We start from the raw sequence: 17,730 nt of genomic DNA, 5'->3' as shown, positions 1-17,730 counted from the left end.
TCATGGCCGGCGTCGTGCGCCGGCCTTCCGCAATCGTTCAGAGCGCTTCGTAGCGGAAATTCCGGAAGCGCACCTCGCCTTCGCCCGCGGCATACAGCCCGGGGCGCAGGCTCAGAAAATCAAAGGCTACGTTGTGGTGATAGCCACTGACCTCCATCTGCACGCCGAACTTGTGCCAGCTCTGGCCGTCGGCGCTGGTATGGATGGTCACGATGTGGTCGCGGTTGGTCACGCGCATGAAGAGGCGCTTGCCATCGATATGCGGCGCGCGCGGCATCAGGCGCTCGGTGCCGTAGCGATGCATGATGAGTGAGCCCCGGCCCTCTTCCTGCGGAAGCAGGGCGCCCCCCGAGGGGGCCAGAGCCGGCTTGGGGCGGCCCTGCGCCGGCTCTTCCGCTTCGTTCGCGTTGAATCCAAGTCCGACATACAGACGGCGGCTGTAGAAGAGCAGCACGCCACCGGTGGCGCCCTCGCCCACTTCCACTTCCACCTCGAAGCGGTAGGCGCGGTCGCCGCATACACAGGTCAGCGGCGAGCAGTCCGCCGGCACCGTGCCACGGCCTTCGATCACCAGCGCGCCGTCTTCATAGCGATGGCGCACGCCGTGCGTGGGCAGCGGGTCGTAGAAGCCCCACTGGATGCCGAACTTGTCGCGCGAAAAATCATCCGACAAAGCCATGCCGTGCGGCAGCGCGCGCCCCGCAACCGGCAGCGCCAACGGCTGTGACACATCGCCCCCGGCCGCACGGAACCAGCCGTCATCGGTCCATTCGATCGGTTCGAGCAGGCACTGGCGGCCGAGGTTGTAGTAGCCGTTCTCGTAGGCGTGATAGACCATGTACCACTGCCCCGTGGGCCCTTCCACCAGCGTGGCGTGGCCGCGCGACCACCAGGCTTCCTGCGGCGACTGGGTGCGGATGATGGGGTTGTGCGGCGCGTTTTCCCACGGGCCGTGGATCGACTTCGAGCGCGCCACCACCACCATGTGGCCGGTGGCAGGACCTGCGGTGCCGCCCTCGGCGAGGATCATGTAGTAGTACTCGCCGTGGCGCGTGATCTTCGGCCCTTCCTGGGCGAAGGCCTCCACGTCCCATTCCTCGGGGTACTTCCAGCCGTCATAGACATGCTCCATCTCGCCAACGATGGAGAGGCCGTCGTCCGCAAGCTGAACGCGGTCGCCGCCGGAGAGGAAGAGGTAGCGCTTGCCGTCTTCGCCCACGGCGTGGCCAGGGTCGATGCGCGGGTTGCCGAGATCGATCGGCTCGCTCCAGGGGCCACGGATGTCGTCCGCCCAGATCACGTAAATCGAGCCGCGCCCCTGCAGGCCCTGATTCTTCAGGCGCGTGGGGATGTAGAGGTAGTAGCGGCCTTCATGCTTGATGAGCTCCGGCGCCCACACCGAGCCGATGGGCGTTTTCAGCGCGGCCGTCACCGGCTGCCAGTTCACCAGATCCTGCGAATGCCAGATCACCAGACCGGGATAGGCATCGAAGCTGGAGAAGGTCATGTAATAGTCGTCCCCATCCTTGAGGATGGAGGGGTCCGGGTGGTCGCCCGGCATGATCGGGTTGAGATAAGTCCCGTTGCCCAGATCGGCCTTGCGTTGCCCTTCGATCCCCTGCGCCCAGCGCATGTCTGCTGCATGAATCAATCCACTCTCCCCTGCTCAGAAATAACGATTGAGGAGATTTTCGTAGCATTCCTGCCGGCCGGAAACCGGCAGCACATCGCGATCTTCCGCCAGCACGCGATCGGCCAGCGCAGCAAGGTCGAGATGACCACCGAGAATGCCCTGCCCCAGCTCGCCTTCCCAGCCGGCATAGCGCGCCGAGACTTCGGCCTGCAGGCTGCCGTCCTTGATCATGCGCTCGGCAATCAGCAGGGCGCGGGCGCAGACGTCCATGCCGCCGATGTGCGCATGGAAGAGGTCTTCAGGCGCGATGGACTGACGCCGCACCTTGGCATCGAAGTTGAGCCCGCCGCTGGTGAAGCCGCCGTGCTTGAAGATGTGATAGAGCGCGAGCGCGGTTTCCGGAATGTTGTTGGGGAACTGATCGGTATCCCAGCCCAGCTGCGCGTCACCGCGGTTCATGTCGATCGAGCCGAAGATGCCCAGCGCCTGCGCGGTCGCGATTTCATGTTCGAAGCTGTGACCGGCGAGCGTGGCGTGGTTGGCCTCGATATTCACCTTCACTTCGTTTTCCAGACCGTAACGCTTGAGGAAGCCGTAGACGGTGGCGGTGTCGAAGTCGTACTGATGCTTGGTCGGTTCGCGCGGCTTCGGCTCGATCAGGATCAGGCCCTTGAAGCCGATGCGATGCTTGTATTCCACCGCCATCGACAGGAAGCGGCCGAGCTGGTCCAGCTCGCGGGCCATGTCGGTGTTGAGCAGGGTTTCATAGCCTTCGCGGCCGCCCCACAGCACGTAGTTCTCACCACCCAGTTCGAGCGTGGCATCCATCGCGTCACGCACCTGTGCCGCCGCCATCGCGAAGATGGCCGGGTCCGGATTGGTGGCTGCGCCGGCCATGAAGCGGCGATGGCTGAAGAGGTTGGCCGTGCCCCACAGCAGCTTCATGCCGGTGCGTGTCTGATGCGCGGCGAGCTTTTCCACCATGTGGCGAAAGTTCGCATGGGATTCTTTCGGCGTGCGGCCCTCGGGCGCCACGTCGCGATCATGGAAGCAGTAGTAAGGCGCGCCCAGGCGGCTGAAGAAGTCGAAGGCGGCTTCGGCTTTCTGCTCGGCCAGCGCCAGCGGGGCTGCGCCATCGAACCAGGCGCGCTCGAAGGTGCTGCCACCGAAAGGATCGCCGCCGCCCCAGACGAAGCTGTGCCAGTAACACACGGCAAAGCGGAGCTGGTCTTCCATGCGGCGGCCCAGTACGACACGGTCCTTGTCATACCAGCGGAAGGCGAGCGGATTGCGGCTCTCCGGCCCTTCAAAGGGGATGGCCGGGATGTGGGCGAAACAGCTTGTCATGGTGCCTTGTCCTTCGGGTTTGAATGCGGGTGAATTCATGATCGGAAGCTCGCTTGCAGGGCGGGATAGAGCGCGCGGAAGCGCTGGTAGCGGGTCTCGAATGCGTCGCAGTCAGTGGTCGGGCAGAAGCGCGCCGAGACCGGCGGCGGCATGCAGACGGCATCCTGCGAGGCACCGTCGGCGAGCCAGGCCAGACGCGCCGCGCCGAGTGCTGCGCCAGCCTCGCCATCGAGGTGGGTCACGATCTCGACCCCCAGCACATCGGCCAGCAGCTGTGCCCAGAGTGCGCTGCGCGCACCGCCGCCCACGAGCGACAGGCACTGCACCCCGGTGCCGGCGGCCTGCAGGGCCGCAAGCCCGTCACGGAATGCGAAGGCCACGCCTTCGAGCACGGCCCAGCCCAGATCTGCCGGACCGTGTCCGAAACCGAGGCCGAAGAACACGCCCTGCGCGTGCGGGTCGTTGTGCGGCGTGCGCTCGCCACAGAGATAGGGCAGAAAGAGCGGTGCAGCGGCGCGCGCGGCCGCATCGAGCTGCGCCACCTCCCCGAGCAATGCCGCCTCGCTCGCACGACCGCACAGGCGGGTAACCCATTCCAGACAGCTGGCGGCCGAGAGCATCACGCTCATCTGGTGCCAGCGCCCCGGCACGGCATGGCAGAAGGCATGCACGGCCGAGCCGGGATTGGGCCGGAAGGCCTCGTTGACCACGAAGAGAACGCCGGAAGTGCCGAGCGAAAGGAAGCCCGCGCCAGGTTCCACTGCACCGATGCCGATCGCGCTGGCGGCGTTGTCGCCTGCTCCACCGGCCACCGCCACGCCGGGCGGCAGCCCCCAGCGCCGGCACAGCGCAGGGCTCAGATGCGCAGCAAGCTCGCTGCCCTCGACCAGGCGCGGCATCTGTGCACGCGTCATGCCGGTGGCATCGAGCAGCGCGTCGGACCAGTCACGTCGTGCGACATCGAGCCACAGCGTGCCAGCGGCATCCGACATCTCGGACACCTTTTCGCCGGTCAGGCAGAAGCGCAGCCAGTCCTTGGGCAGCAGCACGCAGCGGGTGGCAGCGAAGATCTCCGGCTCATGCCGCGCCACCCAGAGCAGCTTCGGCGCGGTAAAGCCGGGCATCGCGAGGTTGCCGGCGATCCGGCTCAGCGCCGGGCAGCGCCGGGCGAGCTCGTGGCATTCCTCGGCGCTGCGGCCGTCGTTCCACAGGATGGCGGGGCGCAGCACGGCATCCGCGGCATCCAGCAGCACCGCGCCATGCATCTGGCCCGAGAGCCCGATGCCACGCACCCGGGCCATCCAGTCGGGATGCGCCGCGGCCAGCGTGTCCAGCGCACTGCAGCAGGCCGCCCACCAGTCTGCAGGTGCCTGCTCCGAGTGCAGCGGGGCCGGGCGCGACACCGTGAGCGGCACGGCTGCCGTACCGATCACGCGATGGTCGTCGGCCAGCAGGAGCACCTTGAGCCCCGAGGTGCCGAGATCGATACCGAGCCAGGCACTCATGCCGTGCTCCCGCCGGTCGCCGGCACCGTCGTTGGCGCACGGCGGCCGGAAGCCGGAAAACTGCGCGAGGGAATGGAGAAAGGTGTCATGCCCGGAAACTCCTGCAGGCGTCTGGATGAATCAAATTCTGATTAGCGTACCTCAAACTTGGGCGCAGCACCCGCACCGTCAAACTTCATAAGCGGCCTCATGAAATTCAGGGCAGGTTGTCTTTCAGGTACACCTCGATGCGGATCCGCTCCTGGCTGCGCACAACCTCGCCGCCTTCGCACAAGGCCTGCAGCACGCGCACCGCGCTGCGCACTTCATGTGCGGCATCCTGGCAGACGATGGCGTCATAGACCCCCTCGACCAGCGCCTGCCGCACATGCGGCGTGAGCTCGTGCGCCACGGTGACGATGCGTCCCGGCGCACCGGCCTGACGCAGCACTTCCACCAGGCCACGGTTACCCGCCCCCATGTTGTAGAGCCCGACGATGTCGGGGTGGGCGGCGAGCAGTTCGCGCGCGACCTGGGCCGTGGTCTCGGCAAAATCCCGCCCCTCGACCACCGGCAGCGTGCGCAGATGCGGAAAGTCCGCGCGCAGCACCTGCTCGCACCCCAGATGCCGCTCCATGTGGTCACGCAGCGTCATCGAGCCTGCAATCAGCGCAATGCGCCCGCTGCGCCCCGCACTGAGCCGCCCGAGCAGACGTCCGGCCACCCGGCCGGCCGCGATGTTGTCGATCCCCACGAAATGCTGGCGGTGCGAGGAAGGCAGGTCCGACACCAGGGTGACCAGATGCAGGCCGCGCGCCACACAGGCATCGATCGCCTCGCGCACGCCGGGCGCATCCGGCGCCACCACGGCCACACCGTCGCAGTCATCCGGCGAGAGGGCATCGAGCATGCTCGCCACGGCCGGCCCGTCGAAGGCGTCGACAAAGCGCAACTCGATGTCGCAGCGCTCATGGCGCAGGCGATCGGCCGTGCTGCGGATCTCCGCCACCACCATGTCCATGAAGCTGTTGTGCCCGCGCGGCACGATGAACATCAGGCGCAGCGCCTGGCCGCGGGCGAGCCGGGCGGCATGGATGTCCGGCCGGTAGTCGAGCGCGCGCAGGGCGGCTTCCACCTTGTCGACGGTGACCTGGCGCACGCCCGGGCGCTTGTTGAGCACCCGGTCCACCGTTGCCAGGCTGACACCCGCGGCGGCGGCCACATCATGAATCCGGATTCTGGGTCTGTTCATGTCGGATCGAGGCTCTGATCAAAATGCAACACCGGAAATGATGTACGCACATCAAAATATGAGTGTTCTGATTATACTTCCGCATCAGCACCACTCGCGGAGGATCCGCCGGATCTTTCCAGAGTTTTACGAATCCGCTGCCAGGGAGACCTTCATGCCTCGAGTCCTGTTGCCTTGCCCGCGGAGGGCGCCCGCAGCAGCAAGCCGCGCAGACGGCCCCGGCTGCCACGCCGTGCAGGGGGCGCCGTCATGAGTCCGGTCCTGCATCAGCCGGTCAGCCAGAAGACCCTGCGTGTGGCGCTGCTGTTCAATGCCAACAAGGTGTATGACCGCGAGATCATCGCCGGCATCGGCCAGTACCTGAGCTCGACCCGCACGGCGTGGGACCTCTACATGGAAGAGGATTTCCGCTGCCGTCCGCAGCAGATGGCGGACTGGAATGGCGACGGCATCATCGCCGACTTCGATGACCCCGATATCGCGGCCCTGGTGGGCAAGCTGAGCTGCCCGGTCGTGGCCGTCGGCAGCTCCTATGCCGAAGCGGCGAGCTATCCCGAAGGCATCCCCTATGTGGCGACCGACAACCAGGCGATCCTGCGCATGGCCTGCGAGCACCTGCTCGCGGCCGGCCTGCCGCGGATGGCCCTCTACAGCATGCCGGCGCGGCCGGACAACCGCTGGGCCCTGGAGCGCGAGCACGCCTTCCGCGCGCAGCTGGCGCTGACCGGCGAGCAGGCCGAGATCTGGCGCGGCGACCACACCGATTCCCGCAGCTGGCAGCAGCACCTGGACAGCCTAGCGGCCTGGCTGCACAGCCTGCCCAAGCCCGTCGGCATCATCGCCGTGAATGACGCCCGCGCGCGCCATGTGCTGCAGGCCTGCCTGGCCACCGGCATCGCGGTGCCCGAGGAAGTGGCGGTGGTCGGCATCGACAATGACCCGATCAGCCAGACGCTGACCCGCATTCCGCTGAGCTCGGTGATCCAGGGCACGCGCGAGATGGGTCAGACCGCGGCCCGCCTGCTGAGCCGCCTGATCCACGGCGCGCGCGAATGCCCGCGACCGGTGCTGGTGCCGCCTGCCGGCATGCAGGTCGCCACCTCGAGCCAGCATGAAGCGCTGCGCAATCCGTATGTGATGCGCGCGCGTCACTACATCCGCCAGTACGCCGGCCAGGGCATCAAGGCCGAGCAGGTGGTGGACCACATCGGCATCGCACGATCAACGCTGGATGCGCATTTCAGGAAGGAGCTGGGTCGCACGATTCATGACGAAATCATGCTGACGAAACTCGCCCGTGCCCAGGAGCTGCTGCGCTCGGGCCGGCAATCCTGTGCGCGGATTGCCGAGCAGTGCGGCTTTACCTCACTGCAGTACATGCACGCCGTATTCAAGCGCGAACTCGGCTGCACGCCGAGGGAATACCAGCACTCGCAGCGCAGCAACTGATATCGCAACAAACGCCGCCAGATATCGGAATTGTCCGGCCACCGGCCTGCGGCAATCATTCCGGCAGCACCCTCCCGGCCCGTGTCAGGGGGATGACGGGATTTCACCAGAACACATACAAAGGGGACTCATGATGAAACAGCACGGCGCCTTCGCGTCCACTCCGATCGCCCTGGCACTGGCCGCGCTCCTGAGCACGGCGGCCCAGGCCCAGGAAGTCAAGCTCGGCGGCAAGTTCGACGCCGGCTACCAGTTCAAGCACACCGCTGCCGCCGACAGCAGCAACGGCGCGCGCAACGGCACGGCCACCACCGAAACGCTGGGGGACGGCGGCGCCTCCACCTCGCGCATCACGATCGATGCGAAGGAGCAGATCGGCAGCAGCCTGGAAGCCTATGTGTCGCACGATCTGCGCTTCGGCAACGTGCAGGAAGGCACCAGCGGCATCTCGAACAACGACAAGAAGGTCATGGGCCTGCGCACGCCGGTCGGGGACTTTGCCTGGGGCACCTACAACATCACCAACCTGGTCATCGCCGAAAAACCCTACATGACCAACATCAAGGACATGGAGATCGTGAAGTTCGGCATCTCGAAGCTGACCCAGTCCGACCTGACCAGCCGCAACACCGAATACGTGACGCCGATCCTGACGATCGGCCCGGCGAACATGCTGCTCAAGGGCAACTACGCCTTCGGCGACAACCGCAAGAGCGGTGCCAGCGATGACCAGAGCGTGACGGCCACCCAGAGCTCGGGAGACGCCTGGAGCGCGGGCTACGAAATGGTGCTGGGCGCGGTGAAGGACCGCAAGCTGACGCTCTCCTCCGTGGTCACCCGCCGCACGCCGTCGAGCAATGTCGCGCAGGATGGCTACATGTCCTGGGATACCGGCCTCACCTGGCGCCCCGACTTCCTCGACGGGCTCAAGTTCTCGGCCAGCTACTTCGCCGCCAAGGGCTATGTCAGCGGCCCGGATACGGCTTACCAGTACAAGAACACGAACTTCGTGGTGGCCTACAACTACGCCAAGCTCTGGCAGGTCGGCGTAGGCATCTCGCATGCCAACGACGTGGGCTCGAACCGCAACAGCGGCCGCAACATCATGGTCGGCGGCGCCTACTGGCTGAGCCCGAACGTGTACCTCTACGGTGCCGCCTACCAGCAGGACTTCGAGCGCAACGAATCGATCTCCGGCGCCAAGTACGACGGCACCAAGACCGGCTTCAAGGACAGCCTGAAGAAACTCGACGAGAACTACTACCGCTTCGGCATCGTGAAGGAATTCTGACCCATTCGTCATAACTTGCAGTCCGGCTCCGCCCGGGCTGCACCCCGATGATCGCCTCACATGAAAACACTCACCCTGCTGGCCGCCACGGCCGGCTTTCTCCTCGCCTCCCTGCCCTGCTCCGCCGCCAATCCGCTCGACCTCGGCACCGGCCTGCACACTGCCGACCCTTCCGGCCACGTCTGGCCGGACGGCAAAATGTATCTCTACACCTCGCATGACGAGGAGTGCCAGCCCGACTTCTTCATGAAGGACTGGTACGCCTTCTCGTCTTCCGATCTCGTTCACTGGCAGAACCACGGCGCAGTGCTCTCGGTGAAGGATCTCGCCTGGGCAGACAACTACGCCTGGGCGCCGGATGCGGCTTATCGCAACGGCAAGTACTACCTCGTGTTTCCCGCCGGCAATGGCGAGAAGAACCGCGAGAATCCGAAGCTCAGTACCAAGTGGATGGGCATCGGCATTGCCGAAAGTGATTCCCCCACCGGACCTTTCAAGGACATGATCGGCGGCCCGCTGTGGCGCACGCCCTACGCCAACGATCCGGCGCTCTTCATCGATGACGATGGCAAGGTGTATCTCTATGCTCACGCGGTGGGCGCCGACTACAGCGTCGCTGAAATGGCCGATGACATGCGCGGCCTGAAGGCGCCGCTGCAGAAAATGGACATGGGTGGCTACGAGCCGAAGATGGAAGGCCCCTGGGTCTTCAAGCGTCAGGGCCTCTACTACTTCACGATGCCGGAAGGCAATCGGGTGCTGAGCTATTACACCGCCCGATCGCCGAAGGGTCCGTGGACCTACAGGGGCGTGTTCATGGATGAGGAAAACGCCAGCAACAACCATCACTCCATCGTCGAGTACAAGGGTCAGTGGATCCTCTTCTACCATCGCTGGCTCGACACCCCCGACTCCACTTGCGGCAAGCGGCAACGCCATGTCGCTGCAGAGTATCTGGCGTTCAATGAGGACGGCAGCATCCGCAAGGTCCAGCGCACCCGCGAAGGCGTGAGCGACTTCGCCGCACGCACCGCTGCAAAGCCCTGAGCACGGTTCGCATGCATGTTTCGGGATGGCGGCCATGTCGTCATCCCGATGACATGACGGAGTAATATCCTTGCAGACAGGCCGCCATCCGGCGGCCTTCGCCTGCCACCTCCGCCAGCCACCATGACCGCTCGCCTTCTGCTGTGCCTGCTGTTCCCCACGCTCCTCGTTCAGGCGGCCCTGGCCGCCACGCCGTCGAGGAAAACGGCGGAGAAAACAGTCCCGGCTGCAGAAGCCAGGCCTGCGCCCGGGCCGGCAGCCCTTCCGGTACGCAGTCTGGAAGGCATCACCGAATACCGGCTCGCCAATGGCCTGAGGATCCTGCTCGCACCTGACAGCAGCAAGCCGACCACCACGCTCAACATCACCTATCTGGTCGGCTCGCGTCATGAGGGTTATGGCGAGACCGGCATGGCCCATCTGCTGGAGCATCTGCTCTTCAAGGGCACGCCCTCGCTGCCCGGCGGCGCGCTGACGGCCGGGCTCAAGCAGCGGGGCATGCAGTTCAACGGCACGACAGCCTTCGACCGCACCAATTACTTCGAGACCTTCACCGCCGGGGATGAGAATCTCGACTGGGCGCTGACGATGGAAGCGGACCGGATGGTCAATTCCTTCATCGCCCGGAGTGATCTCGACAGCGAGATGAGCGTCGTGCGCAACGAAATGGAACGCGGCGAAAACAGCCCGGTCAGTACGCTGCGCAAGCAGGTGACGGGGCTGGCCTTCCAGTGGCACAACTATGGCAAGAGCACGATCGGCGCCCGTTCGGATGTCGAGAACGTTGTCATAGAACGCCTGCAGACCTTCTATCGCAAGTACTACCAGCCGGACAACGCCGTCCTGATCCTCACCGGAAAGTTCGACACCGCTGACGCGCTGGCGCGCATCCAGCAACGCTTTGGCGCCATTCCGCGCCCGAGCCGCACGCTGGAGCCGACCTGGACGCGCGAACCCCCTCAGGAAGGCGAACGCACGACCACGCTTCGCCGCGCAGGGGATCAGCAGGTTCTGACCGCAATCTACCATGTGCCGAACGGTGCCCACCCCGATCTGGCGGCGCTGGATGTGCTGGGCAGTGTGCTGGCCAGTTCGCCCGGTGGGCGTCTGAACAAGGCGCTGGTGGACACCGGCAAGCTGACCTACGTCGGCGCCGGCGCGATGGCGCTCGCGGAGCCCGGTTACTTCATCGTCCAGGCCCTCTTCGGCAAGCAGGTCGCTGCCGGGGAGGTCCGCCAGCGCGTGTTCGACATCATCGATGCCGTGCGCACCAGCCCCCCGTCTCCCGCCGAGATGCAACGGGTTCAGACTGCCCATGCCAATGCCTTCGACCGTCTGATCGCCAATCCGCAGGCGCTTGGCATCAGCCTGTCGGAATCCGTCGCGCTGGGTGACTGGCGCCTGCTCTTCCTGCGGCGTGACCAGATCGCCGCCGTCAGTGCGGCCGATGTGCAGCGTGTGGCCGCCACTTACCTCAAGGCCTCGAACCGCTCGGTCGGCCAGTTCATTCCGGAAGACACGCCTGATCGCGTGCAAATGCCGGCCGAGGCCAGGCCGGATGAGGCGCTGGCCAACTACACCGGGCGCAAGGCTCTGGAAAGCGGCGAAGCCTTCGATCCGACGCCGGCCAATATCGAGCAGCGCACCACTCGATACATGCTCGACAATGGCGCCAGGCTTGCGCTCCTCGCCAAGAAGAATCGCGGTGAGACCGTCTCCGGCCGCATCGTGCTGCGAATGGGTGACGAGCAATCCCTCGCAGGTCAGCGCGAACAGATCCGTCTGATGGCGGTCATGCTCATGCGAGGCACGAACGGGGCGGACCGCGAACGCGTCGCCGAACGCCTGCACGCCGCCCACAGCCAGGTGAGTATCGGCACCTGGTACAACAGCCTGATCGTCAATTTCGAGAGCCGGCGTGAGTCGCTTTCCGAGTTCCTTCCGCTGCTCGCCGAGATCCTGCGACAGCCTGATTTCCCCGGAAAGGAGTTCGATGTCCTGCGCGCCCAGCAGCTTGCGGCGCTCGAGGCAGTGCGACGCGAGCCCGATGCCCTGGCGCCTCTGGAAGCAGCACGCCAGGGCAGTCCCTATCCTGAGCAGGATCTGCGCTACCGGCCCAGCATCAACGAAAGCATGGCCGGCCTGCGCAGCACCAGCGTCCGTGATCTGACCAGCCTGCACCGCAATTTTCTCGGCGCCCAGGATGCGCAGTTCTCGCTGGTTGGCGACTTTGATGAGCAAGCCGTTCGCCAGCAGCTCGCGGAACTGTTCGGCGACTGGCGCGCCCAAAAGCCCTCCGCGAACCTGCCCCTGCCCTGGTTCGCCAATACCCCGGCCAGCCTGCAGCTGGAAACGCCGGACAAGGCCAATGCCCGCCTGGTGGGAATCCTGAATCTCCCGCTGGGCGAAGCTTCGCCGGACATGCCGGCGCTGGAACTCATGAACGCCATCCTGGGCGGGAGCGGGCTCTCCAGCCGCCTGGCCAACCGGGTCCGGCAAAAGGAAGGGATCAGCTACACCATCAACAGCACGCTCAATCTGCATGAAAAAAGCGCCTCCGGCGTGCTGACGATCAGTGCCAGCTTCGCGCCGGAAAACCGTGAGCGCCTGCTCGGAGCCGTGCAGGACGAGCTGGCCCGCCTCGTCTCGGAAGGCGTCAGCAAAACGGAATTGCGTGACGCACGCAAAGGCCTGCTCGAACAGCGGCGACTCGCTCGCAGCAACGATGCCAATCTCGCCCGCATGCTGTCGACCAATCTTTGGCTGGAGCGCGACATGGGCTGGCAAGCCGGTGTCGAACAGCAACTTGAAGCGGTAACGCCCGAGCAGCTCAATGCCGTCATCCGCCAATACCTGGACCCGGCGCGCTTCACCTTCGTGGTGGCAGGCGATTTCGCCCGGGTCGCGGGCGCAAAATGAACGCGGGAACGCGAGAGACGCGGCCGGACGCCGTCCCGGTGAGGACAAGGAAAAACGACGGGGGAAGATGGGAAAAACAGACTTGTCCGGAAAAGGACAAGTGGCGCATCCGAGACGATTCGAACGTCCGACCCCTGCCTTCGGAGGGCAGTACTCTATCCAGCTGAGCTACGGATGCGCGGAGAGGCCGCAATTGTACATGCAAGCCGGCACTTGGCCCAGCCCCCGGGTAATATCCCTGCTTTCAACGCGTTCAAGCTCGTTATAATCTGCGCTCACCCGGAAAACCTGAGGACTTACCCATGAACAAGGTCTCGCGTCTGTCCCTGCCCGTCCTGGCGCTGGGCATCGCTTCGCTGTTGCTAGCCTGCAGCAAGGGCAAGGTCGATGAAGAGAAGACTGCGGAGCTGATCCAGCCGGTTGCACGCGTTGAAATGGCAGCCCCGGCGCCGGTCGCGGAGAGCACCGGTCCGAAGTCGGCCGAAGACATCGTGGCCCAGGTCTGCAGCGCCTGTCATGGCACGGGTGCGGCAGGCGCGCCCAAGATCGGCGACAAGGCCGCCTGGGCTCCGCGGATTGCACAGGGCATGGATACGCTGGTTCAGCATGCCTTGCAGGGCAAGGGGGCGATGCCGGCCAAGGGGGGCAACCCGGCCCTGTCGGATGACGAAGTCAAGGCCGCGGTGGCCTTGCTGGTCAAGCAGGCCAAGTAAGCCACAGCAGCAAAAGAAAAGGCGACCCGCAGGTCGCCTTTTTTCATGCCGTTGAGCCTTGGACTCAGCGGGCGGCGTCGAGCATTTTATGCAGTTCGCCGGACTGGAACATCTCTTTCATGATGTCGCTGCCGCCGACGAACTCACCCTTGATGTAGAGCTGGGGAATGGTCGGCCAGTTGGCGTATTCCTTGATGCCCTGGCGGACTTCGTCGTCAGCCAGCACATTCACGGCCACATAGTCGGTCACGCCACATGCCTTGAGCATCTGGGCGGCCGCGGATGAAAAACCGCATTGCGGGAAGGTGGGGGTGCCCTTCATGTAGAGGACGACGGGGCTGCCGGTCACGGTTTCGTGGATGCGGTCTTGGACGGTGCTCATTGGGGTTCTCCTGCGCGCGGGGTCGGCGCTCATCTGTCAAATACCCGAGCAACTTTATCGGATTAGTCGCTCCGCGCAAAGCCTCTGCGCGGCAGGAGTTCAGAGATAACCGCCGCTGACGCGCTCGATTCCGGCCAGGTCACGCCAGGACTGGATGGCGTTGAAACCGGCGTCTTCGAGCAGATCGCTGACCTGGCCGGCCTGGTTATAACCGTGCTCGAGCAGCAGCCATGCGCCGGGATTGAGGTGTCGCGGCGCGGCGGCAATGATCTTGCGGATGTCGTTGAGTCCGTCACGCCCCGAGGCCAGTGCGGTGAGCGGCTCGTAGCGCAGGTCGCCCGTCGAGAGATGCGGATCGCCCTCGGCGATGTAGGGCGGATTGCTCACGATGCAGTCGAAGCGCTCGCCTTCCAGCGGGCCGAACCAGCTGCCGGAAACGAAGCGTACCGGTGCGCCGAGCGCCATCGCGTTGGCCTGCGCCACATCCAGCGCGGAGGGCGAGAAGTCGCAGGCCGTCACCGTGGTGGCTGGCGACTCCAGGGCCACGCTGATGGCAATCGCCCCGCTGCCCGTGCCCAGATCCAGCAGGCTGCCGGGCCGGGTCCGCTCGCCCAGGAAATGCAGGGCGAGCTCGACCAGCAGCTCGGTTTCAGGCCGCGGAATGAGCGTGGCCGCATTCACCCGGAAACTGCGGCCGTAGAACTCGCGCTCGCCCAGGATGTGAGCCACCGGCTCACCCTTGGCGCGACGATCCAGCCACTCCATGTAGCGCAGGGCCGCCGCAGGCGCGAGCGGGCGCTCCTGAAAGGCGATCAGCTGCGCTGCAGTTGCACCACTGGCTTCGCGCAGGAGGATGCGGGCATCCCCCTGCTCGACCCGCCCGCGTGCCCGGGCAAGTGCTTCTCCCAGGCTTGCAGGCAGGGAGCTCATTGCGAGGCAGCCGGTTTGGGCTCTGCTGCTGCGGCCTTGCCTTCTTCAAGCTTGGCCTTGCCGACGAGCTCCTTGATGTAGTTGCCGAGGGCTTCCTGCTGCATGGCTTGCTGGAGCTGTGCCTTGATGGATTCCAGCGGCGGCGGCGAGGGCTTGCGGGTGTCTTCCAGCAGGATCACGTGATAACCGAACTGGCTCTTCACCGGCGCGGCAGTGTACTTGCCCTTTTCGAGCGACTTGAGTGCCGCTGCAAACTCGGGCACGAAGGTGGCGGGATCGGCCCAGCCCAGGTCGCCACCGGTCGCGGCACTGCCGGGATCCTTGGAGGCCTTGGCCAGATCAGCAAACTTCGCGCCCTTGTCGAGCTTGGCGATGATGGCCTTGGCGTCGTCTTCCTTCTCGACCAGGATATGGCGCGCGTGATATTCCATCTGGGCAGACTCGCCCGTGCGCTTGTCATACTCGGCCTTGACCTTGTCATCGCTGACCGGGTTCTTGGCGAGCCAGTCCTTGATGTAGGCATTCACGAGCTGCTCGTCACGGATGTAGTCCATGCGCTGCTTCACAGCGGGATCCTTGTCCAGCCCGGCCTTGCGGGCGGCCTCCAGCAGCACCTCGCGCTGGATCAGGTGTTCGCGGGCCTTGGCGCGCAGCGCGTCATCGATCGGCGTGCCGGCCGGCACCTGCTCCTTGAGCAGCCAGTCCAGCGTCTCGGCGGTGATGGCCTTGCCGTCTACCTTGACCAGCACGTCGCCTGAGGGCGCCTTGTCACCGCATGCGGCCAGTGCCAGCACTGCCAGAACCGCTGCCACACCTGCCTTGAGGGAATGCGTCACTTCTGTCTCCTGTCGATTCAATCCGGTGAGAGTGTCGGGCCTGCGCCCGGGTTCAGTCTTCCTGTGTGAGCTGAGCGAGCAGCTCGGTCTGATGCTCGGTGACGAGTGCGTCGACGAGTTCGCCGATTTCGCCTTCCATGGCCGCATCAAGCTTGTAGAGCGTGAGGTTGATGCGGTGGTCGGTAATCCGGCCCTGGGGGAAATTGTAAGTGCGGATGCGCTCGGAACGATCACCACTGCCGACAAGACTCTTGCGCGTGGCCGCTTCCTTCTGCTGCTGCTCGCGCAACTGCGCGTCCTGGATGCGCGCCGCCAGCACGCTCATGGCCTGCGCCTTGTTGCGGTGCTGGGAGCGATCATCCTGGCATTCGACGACGAGGCCGGTCGGCAGGTGCGTGATGCGCACCGCGGAATCGGTCTTGTTGATGTGCTGGCCGCCCGCGCCCGACGCCCGGAAAGTGTCGATGCGGAGGTCGGCGGGATTGATGCTCACTTCGGCCAGCTCGTCAGCCTCCGGCATCACCGCAACGGTGCAGGCCGAGGTATGGATCCGGCCCTGCGTTTCGGTCACCGGAACACGCTGCACGCGATGACCGCCCGACTCGAACTTCAAGCGCGAGAACGCGCCGGCTCCCACCACCCGCGCGATGACTTCCTTGTAACCGCCCAGATCGGATTCGCTGACCGAGACCAGCTCGACCTTCCAGCCCTGGCGCTCGGCATAGCGGGTGTACATGCGCAGGAGGTCTCCCGCGAACAGCGCCGCCTCGTCACCGCCGGTGCCGGCGCGGATTTCGAGGAAAAGATTGCGCTCGTCATTGGGGTCTTTCGGCAGCAGCGCAAGCTGCAATTCGTGCTCGATGCCGGCCTGTGCCGCGCGTGCCGCGTCAAGCTCGAGCTGGGCGAATTCCTTCATCTCCGGATCCGCCAGCATCTCGCGGGCACTGCCTTCGTCGGCCTCGGCCTGCAGGAAGCGCAGCCACAGCGCGACCACCGGCGTGATCTCGGCATGCTCGCGACTGAGCTTGCGGAACTGGTCGATGTTCTGCGTGATCGTCTCGCTCGCGAGCAGGCCATCAAGCTCTTCGAGCCGGAAGGCAAGTTGTTCGAGTCTGGCGCGGATACCTGGTTTCATGAATCCTGTGCGGGCGGCAAATCGCCCCCTGTTTCTTCGAGCTGGAATACGCGGCGCACGGCGCCGACCGCCGAGGCCACATCCACGTCGGCCTGGTTCAGGAAGCTGACCGGCCCGTGCAGCATCTTGTTGGTCAGCGCCTGGCTGAGTGCCTCGAGCACCTCGGCCGGATCATCGCCGCGCGCAAGCATACGCCGTGCGCGCGTCAGTTCGGCCTGCCGTCGTGTCTCCGCCTGCTCCCGCAGCAAGCGGATCGTGGGCACGGCGTCACGACTGTCGAGCCATTGCCGGAAGCCGTCGACCCGCGTGCGGATGATCGCTTCGGCCTCCTGGACCGCGGCCTGGCGCGATTCCATGCCGCTGCTGACGATCTGGGCCAGATCATCCACGGTGTAGAGGAAGACGTCGGACAGCTGCGAAACTTCCGGTTCGATGTCCCGCGGCACGGCCAGATCCACCATGACCATGGGCTTGCGCCGGCGCGCCTTGAGCGCGCGCTCCACCATGCCACGGCCAATCAGCGGCAGCGGGCTGCCGGTGCAGCTCACGACGACGTCATACGCGTGCAATACGTCGGCCAGCGCTTCGAGCGGCAGTACGTCCGCCCGCACGCGCGCCGCGAGTGTCTCGGCGCGCGCCAGCGTCCGGTTGGCAATGCTGATTCGCGCAGGCTGGCTGCCCGCAAAATGGGCGGCGCAGAGTTCAATCATCTCGCCCGCGCCGACAAAGAGGACTTTCGTGTCGCTCATGCGCTCGAAAATGCGCGCTGCCAGATGCACCGCTGCCGCGGCCATCGACACGATATTGGCGCCGATGGCCGTGCTCGTGCGGACTTCCTTGGCCACCGCGAAACTGTGCTGGAAGAGCTTGTGCAACTGGGGCCCGAGCGTCCCGGCGGACTCCGCCATGCGTGCCGCGTCTTTCAGCTGACCGAGGATCTGCGGCTCGCCCAGCACCATGGAATCCAGCCCGCTCGCGACGCGGAAGGCGTGCGCCACGGCGTCCTGCTCCGGCAGCGTGTAGAGATAGGGCGAGATGTCGGGCAGATCGAGGCTGCGCGTCCGTGCCAGCCAGTCCGCCGCGGCTTCAGGCGTGCCGGTGTTGCAGTAGAGCTCGGTACGGTTGCAGGTCGAGAGCAGTGCCGCCTCGCTCGCGACGCCTTCGCTGACCAGCCCCTGCAGGGCCTCGACGAGGCTGCCGGGCGGAAATGCCACGCGCTCCCGGATCGCAACGGGTGCCGAGTGGTGATTCAGACCGAAAGCGAAAAGAGGCATCGTGGGGCGGGAACGCTGCCAACAGGCAGGGAGATGAA

At 65.4% G+C, this 17,730-nt stretch carries 14 protein-coding genes and 1 tRNA gene; 5 read left to right on the top strand and 10 right to left on the bottom strand.

The annotated features are described in order from the left end of the window. Positions 1–37: 37 nt before the first annotated feature. From ABDB87_RS08385 to ABDB87_RS08370, 4 genes are all read right to left on the bottom strand, one after another. On the bottom strand, positions 38–1,651 hold the full coding sequence (locus tag ABDB87_RS08385; RefSeq protein WP_345925890.1) for a family 43 glycosylhydrolase: 1,614 nt from the start codon (positions 1,649–1,651) through the stop codon (positions 38–40). Between the two features lie 15 nt (positions 1,652–1,666). Beyond that, on the bottom strand, positions 1,667–2,980 hold the full coding sequence (xylA, locus tag ABDB87_RS08380) for a xylose isomerase (protein ID WP_345925888.1): 1,314 nt from the start codon (positions 2,978–2,980) through the stop codon (positions 1,667–1,669). Positions 2,981–3,015: 35 nt separating this feature from the next. Beyond that, the gene (gene xylB / locus ABDB87_RS08375; RefSeq protein WP_345925886.1) at positions 3,016–4,485 is read right to left on the bottom strand and encodes a xylulokinase; all 1,470 of its coding nucleotides are present in this window, start codon (positions 4,483–4,485) and stop codon (positions 3,016–3,018) included. A 196-nt stretch (positions 4,486–4,681) separates the two neighbouring features. Then, positions 4,682–5,716, bottom strand: a complete 1,035-nt coding sequence (locus ABDB87_RS08370; RefSeq protein ID WP_345925883.1) for a LacI family DNA-binding transcriptional regulator — start codon at positions 5,714–5,716, stop codon at positions 4,682–4,684. Positions 5,717–5,965: 249 nt separating this feature from the next. Here ABDB87_RS08370 and ABDB87_RS08365 point away from each other — a divergent pair, with 249 nt between their 5' ends. From ABDB87_RS08365 to ABDB87_RS08350, 4 genes are all read left to right on the top strand, one after another. Then, complete coding sequence (locus ABDB87_RS08365) at positions 5,966–7,165, top strand: XylR family transcriptional regulator (protein WP_345925881.1); 1,200 nt, start codon at positions 5,966–5,968, stop codon at positions 7,163–7,165. A 130-nt stretch (positions 7,166–7,295) separates the two neighbouring features. Then, entirely contained in the window at positions 7,296–8,456 is a 1,161-nt protein-coding gene (locus ABDB87_RS08360) for a porin (RefSeq protein ID WP_345925878.1), read from the top strand. Between the two features lie 60 nt (positions 8,457–8,516). Beyond that, entirely contained in the window at positions 8,517–9,503 is a 987-nt protein-coding gene (locus ABDB87_RS08355) for a family 43 glycosylhydrolase (protein ID WP_345925876.1), read from the top strand. A gap of 123 nt (positions 9,504–9,626) precedes the next feature. Next, complete coding sequence (locus ABDB87_RS08350; protein ID WP_345925874.1) at positions 9,627–12,422, top strand: M16 family metallopeptidase; 2,796 nt, start codon at positions 9,627–9,629, stop codon at positions 12,420–12,422. Between the two features lie 101 nt (positions 12,423–12,523). Here the strand turns inward: ABDB87_RS08350 and ABDB87_RS08345 are convergent. After that, positions 12,524–12,600, bottom strand: a tRNA-Arg gene (locus tag ABDB87_RS08345). A 124-nt stretch (positions 12,601–12,724) separates the two neighbouring features. On the opposite strand from ABDB87_RS08345, the gene ABDB87_RS08340 reads away from it, so the two are divergent. Next, positions 12,725–13,135 (top strand): c-type cytochrome, encoded by a 411-nt coding sequence (locus ABDB87_RS08340; protein WP_345925872.1) that lies wholly within the window; start codon positions 12,725–12,727, stop codon positions 13,133–13,135. A 64-nt stretch (positions 13,136–13,199) separates the two neighbouring features. On the opposite strand, the gene grxD is transcribed toward ABDB87_RS08340, so the two are convergent. The 5 genes from grxD to hemA form a co-directional block, all read right to left on the bottom strand. Next, complete coding sequence (gene grxD, locus ABDB87_RS08335) at positions 13,200–13,517, bottom strand: Grx4 family monothiol glutaredoxin (protein ID WP_345925870.1); 318 nt, start codon at positions 13,515–13,517, stop codon at positions 13,200–13,202. A gap of 99 nt (positions 13,518–13,616) precedes the next feature. Then, positions 13,617–14,447: a peptide chain release factor N(5)-glutamine methyltransferase gene (gene prmC, locus ABDB87_RS08330; protein ID WP_345925868.1), complete on the bottom strand. Its 831-nt coding sequence runs from the start codon at positions 14,445–14,447 to the stop codon at positions 13,617–13,619. After that, positions 14,444–15,283, bottom strand: coding sequence for a peptidylprolyl isomerase (locus ABDB87_RS08325; RefSeq protein WP_345925866.1), 840 nt, complete (start codon positions 15,281–15,283; stop codon positions 14,444–14,446). Before ABDB87_RS08325 ends, prmC begins: the two co-directional genes overlap by 4 nt. 52 nt (positions 15,284–15,335) lie before the next feature. Next, positions 15,336–16,418 (bottom strand): peptide chain release factor 1, encoded by a 1,083-nt coding sequence (prfA, locus tag ABDB87_RS08320; RefSeq protein ID WP_345925864.1) that lies wholly within the window; start codon positions 16,416–16,418, stop codon positions 15,336–15,338. Further along, positions 16,415–17,692 (bottom strand): glutamyl-tRNA reductase, encoded by a 1,278-nt coding sequence (hemA, locus tag ABDB87_RS08315; protein WP_345925862.1) that lies wholly within the window; start codon positions 17,690–17,692, stop codon positions 16,415–16,417. The genes prfA and hemA overlap by 4 nt, the downstream gene beginning before the upstream one ends. Between the last annotated feature and the right edge of the window lie 38 nt (positions 17,693–17,730).

The organism is Uliginosibacterium paludis, from assembly GCF_039631355.1.
In the GTDB taxonomy this organism is placed as follows: domain Bacteria; phylum Pseudomonadota; class Gammaproteobacteria; order Burkholderiales; family Rhodocyclaceae; genus Uliginosibacterium; species Uliginosibacterium paludis.
This window is presented reverse-complemented; position numbering and strand designations above follow the sequence as displayed.

What these genes read in the sequence shown, in the direction of transcription:
- ABDB87_RS08370 (WP_345925883.1), bottom strand. Translation starts at nt 5,716, where the DNA reads ATGAACAGACCCAGAATCCGGATTCATGATGTGGCCGCCGCCGCGGGT.
- ABDB87_RS08360 (WP_345925878.1), top strand. Translation starts at nt 7,296, where the DNA reads ATGATGAAACAGCACGGCGCCTTCGCGTCCACTCCGATCGCCCTGGCA.
- ABDB87_RS08350 (WP_345925874.1), top strand. Translation starts at nt 9,627, where the DNA reads ATGACCGCTCGCCTTCTGCTGTGCCTGCTGTTCCCCACGCTCCTCGTT.
- xylA (WP_345925888.1), bottom strand. Translation starts at nt 2,980, where the DNA reads ATGACAAGCTGTTTCGCCCACATCCCGGCCATCCCCTTTGAAGGGCCG.
- ABDB87_RS08340 (WP_345925872.1), top strand. Translation starts at nt 12,725, where the DNA reads ATGAACAAGGTCTCGCGTCTGTCCCTGCCCGTCCTGGCGCTGGGCATC.
- prfA (WP_345925864.1), bottom strand. Translation starts at nt 16,418, where the DNA reads ATGAAACCAGGTATCCGCGCCAGACTCGAACAACTTGCCTTCCGGCTC.
- hemA (WP_345925862.1), bottom strand. Translation starts at nt 17,692, where the DNA reads ATGCCTCTTTTCGCTTTCGGTCTGAATCACCACTCGGCACCCGTTGCG.
- grxD (WP_345925870.1), bottom strand. Translation starts at nt 13,517, where the DNA reads ATGAGCACCGTCCAAGACCGCATCCACGAAACCGTGACCGGCAGCCCC.
- prmC (WP_345925868.1), bottom strand. Translation starts at nt 14,447, where the DNA reads ATGAGCTCCCTGCCTGCAAGCCTGGGAGAAGCACTTGCCCGGGCACGC.
- xylB (WP_345925886.1), bottom strand. Translation starts at nt 4,485, where the DNA reads ATGAGTGCCTGGCTCGGTATCGATCTCGGCACCTCGGGGCTCAAGGTG.
- ABDB87_RS08355 (WP_345925876.1), top strand. Translation starts at nt 8,517, where the DNA reads ATGAAAACACTCACCCTGCTGGCCGCCACGGCCGGCTTTCTCCTCGCC.
- ABDB87_RS08365 (WP_345925881.1), top strand. Translation starts at nt 5,966, where the DNA reads ATGAGTCCGGTCCTGCATCAGCCGGTCAGCCAGAAGACCCTGCGTGTG.